Here is a 1,378-nt window from a genome sequence, read left to right as displayed (position 1 = left end):
ACCAATAGAAAAATTAAGTTTCTTGCTAATGGAGATATTTCTGCTAACTCAACCGATGCTGTAAATGGTTCGCAACTTTATTTGATGAGTAATCAGCTTGCTGCGTATTTTGGTGGTAGCGCTGGCTATAATGATGGAAAATGGACCGCTCCTACTTTCAAGATAGCACAATTCAATAATGACGGTAGTTCTGGTGAGAAGAAGACATATCATGACGTTGCCAATGCTTTTGACGGTGTAAGTGAGAGTATGTCCAAGATAAACAATCGCATTCAAAATGTTGAAAATAATGTTTCGTCCAATGGTTTAAATTGGAATGAGCAGAAAAAAGCCTATGATGCTAGCCACGATGGTCAACCAAGTAAGATTATCAATGTAGCAGATGGTAAAATTGCAGAAGGTTCAAAAGATGCAGTCAATGGCGGACAGCTTTGGCAGACCAACGAACGGATCACTGGCGTTGAGAAAGATGTTAAGCATCTTACCAACAGAGTCGACAATATTTCCACTACGGTTACGGATATTGGTAAAACGGTTTTCCATATTGAAAACAGAGTTGATAATATTGAAAACACGGTTAATAATCTTTCTGATGGCGCAGTTAACTATGATAAAGATGCTGATGGTAAAAAGACCAATAAGATCACTCTAAAAGGTGGGAATGAAAGCGAACCTGTTATGATTGATAATGTTGCGGATGGTCGTATTGAACAAGGTTCGAAAGAAGCTGTAAATGGTGGTCAACTTCACGACTATACCCAAGAGCAGATGAAGATCGTTCTTGATCAATCAAAGCATTACACAGATCAACGAGTGAATAATATCGTTATCGATGCTATTGATGATGCCGTTGATCGGGCTCACCAATATACAGATATGAAGTTTAATATTTTAAGTTATGACATTAAGAGTGTACGCAAAGAGGCAAGGCAAGCAGCAGCTGTTGGTCTAGCAGTGTCCAACCTACGTTACTTCGACGAACCAGGATCTTTGAGTGTCTCATTTGGTAGCGGCGCATGGCGTGGACAATCCGCATTTGCTCTTGGTGCTGGTTATACATCTGAAAACGGAAAAATCCGCTCTAATCTTTCTGCCACGAGTGCTGGTGGTCACTGGGGAATAGGTGGAGCAATCACTCTGAAAATAAAATAATACGAACAACGAAAACTTAATAAAATTTTCACCCTTATTGATTGAAATGAGGGTGATTTTTTTTACAGACGCACAGTATTTACCCAGAGATAAGCATAATATTTGATGAGGCTATAAACTTTGAGGTTTTATAGAAGCTTTTTCTATATTTTTGTTGAAAAAAGATCACAGTAGAATCCATATTGCTAAAAAGTCATATTTTTATGTTGCTATTTTCTTGAACAGT

At 38.2% G+C, this 1,378-nt stretch carries 1 protein-coding gene; it reads left to right on the top strand.

Annotation, left to right across the window (positions count from 1 at the left end; genetic code table 11):
- Positions 1-1,152: Vomp family autotransporter (locus ACFIK8_RS07760; RefSeq protein WP_375669119.1), on the top strand; the 1,152-nt coding region annotated here is incomplete at its 5' end.
- Positions 1,153-1,378: the final 226 nt, after the last annotated feature.

The organism is Bartonella sp. MR168JLCBS, from assembly GCF_042194175.1.
The sequence above is the reverse complement of the archived record's forward strand: the minus strand, read 5'-3'. Positions and strand labels throughout refer to the sequence as shown.